At 63.0% G+C, this 1,943-nt stretch carries 3 protein-coding genes; all 3 read right to left on the minus strand.

From position 1 onward, the window contains the following. Positions 1 to 98 precede the first annotated feature (98 nt). Positions 99 to 860 carry a M48 family metallopeptidase gene (locus SY1_RS11910; RefSeq protein WP_015557170.1) on the minus strand — a complete coding sequence of 254 codons (762 nt, stop codon included), beginning with the start codon at positions 858 to 860 and terminating at the stop codon, positions 99 to 101. 214 nt (positions 861 to 1,074) lie between these two features. Beyond that, positions 1,075 to 1,365 (minus strand): virulence-associated protein D, encoded by a 291-nt coding sequence (locus SY1_RS11915; RefSeq protein WP_015557171.1) that lies wholly within the window; start codon positions 1,363 to 1,365, stop codon positions 1,075 to 1,077. 77 nt (positions 1,366 to 1,442) lie between these two features. Further along, the coding region (locus tag SY1_RS11920; protein WP_208873885.1) for an exodeoxyribonuclease III at positions 1,443 to 1,943 on the minus strand (501 nt) is incomplete at its 5' end.

Genomic DNA, 1,943 nt, shown 5'->3' on the forward strand with positions numbered 1-1,943 from the left:
GGCGGATCGCGCCGTTTTGGGGCTGCCCTATTGGCTTCGCCGCGTCCTGCGGTGCGTCCGGCCCATTTCGGCGTTCGCCACGTATCCGGCGGCGTTCCTCACGCTTGCGGCGACGGCCGCGGCGGAGGGGACGATCTCGCCGTCGTGCGCTGCCCTGGCCTTATAGGCGGGGGTGCGGCGGCGTCCGGGATTCGGGACGTCTTGCCCGACGACGCGGCGATCCGGTCCGCCCGCTCCTTCAGGTGCTTCAGGCGGCGGTCCGTCGGCGGGTGGGAGTTGAATCCGTTGGGCTCGGTTCCAAGGCCCGCGTCCTTGAAGCGCTTCATGGCCCGATAGAGGGCGTGGGGATCGTACCCCGCCTTGGCCAGGAGGTCCGTCCCGTAGTCGTCGGCTTCCACCTCCTGCTCACGGCTGAAACCGCTCTCCGCAAGGCTCATGCCGATCGCCCCGGCGGTCTGAGCCAGGTCCCCCGCCTTACCCAGGAGCGATCCCAGGATGGCCCAGCCGACGTTGCGGCTCACCTGATCGCTGTAGTGCCCGCGGCGGACGTGCCCGATCTCGTGTCCCAGCACGCCCGCGATCTCGTCCTCCGCGTTCAGGAGGTCCATCAGCCCCTGGGTCACGTGGACGCTGAAGTCCTCTGCGGACTCGTACTTCACCCATGCGTTGGGCTTGTCGGACTTCTCGAAGGTGACGGGGATCCTCTTGAAGTCGTCCGCCGCCGCTACGCGCTCCCACGCCCTCTGCACGACGGCCCTGTCGATCCTGGCCCAGGCCGGGGCGACGGTCGTCGCCACCAGAAACGCGGCGAGCAGAACCGCCGCGCTGCCCAGGGGCCGTCCCATCCTCTCAAGCTGCATCCTCATCGACCTCCTGTCGACTTCCCGATCGTGTGCGGTCCCGCCGCCGTTTCGTCGTTTTTTCCTGCCCTGTCCGACGTGTGGTTACGTGCGCGCCGTCGCTGCAGCCGCAGGAGAGCAGCGACGAAATCGACGAACTTTGCCTTCAAGCGTAGGGCGATTCAGTTTGTAGTCAACGATTGCATTGACTTCCTCATAGCATCATAGAAAGAATTCAGTCGTTGGAAATTGCAGGCATGAGGTCATTGTTGTCCTCAATCCGTAGCATTCGGATGTCTTCCACTGAAGCAGAAAACCATGAAAATTTTTTTGCAAGGTCCTGGACGGCTAAAACGCAACGTACAGCATCCACTTTAGAATCTCCAAAATAGACGCCCCCTTGCTGGCGTGTGAACCCGTAGGATTCCAAAACTTTTTTGATGTCGTTGTAGGCGTTCGTATAACTTGGATTGCCGTAGGTTTTTGAAAGCGTATCCTGTTCGAGGTCAAACGCTATAGCGTACATAATTACCTTCCCTCCTTGTTGAGGCTTTATACCTCCGGTGTAATGTATTCTCAGGTTGTTCTGGAACTTCGGCGCCCTCATGGGAGCGCGAAGTCCGCCACCAGGGGGGTGTGGTCTGAGGGCCGCTCCCAACCGCGGGGCTCGCGCTCCACAAAGCAGTCCGTGGCGAGGGGAGCCAGGGAGGGGGAGGCGAGGGCGTGGTCGATGCGCCAGCCGATGTTGCGGGCCAGCGCGTCCTTCACGCGATAGTCGAAGAACGTGAACTCTCCAGGGTCCGGGTGAAAGGTGCGCAGCAGGTCCGTCAGCCCTTCGGAGGTCCTGGCGAACCGCTCCTGGATGTCGCGGCAGAAACAGACGTGGTCGCGCTTGTTCTCCGGGTGCGTGACGTCCGCGTCCGTCGGCGCCACGTTGAGGTCGCCGACCCAGAGAAAGGGCCCCTCCATCTCCCGCAGGACGAGGCCCCTCACGCGCTCCAGGAAGCGCTTCTTGACCTCGTAGTCCGGGTGATCGACGGACTTGCCCTGGGGCACGTAGGTGTTGAGCACCGTCATGCCCGCCAGGCGCGTCAGTCCCACCCG

The sequence above is a fragment of the Fretibacterium fastidiosum genome (genome assembly GCF_000210715.1).
GTDB classification, from domain to species: domain Bacteria; phylum Synergistota; class Synergistia; order Synergistales; family Aminobacteriaceae; genus Fretibacterium; species Fretibacterium fastidiosum.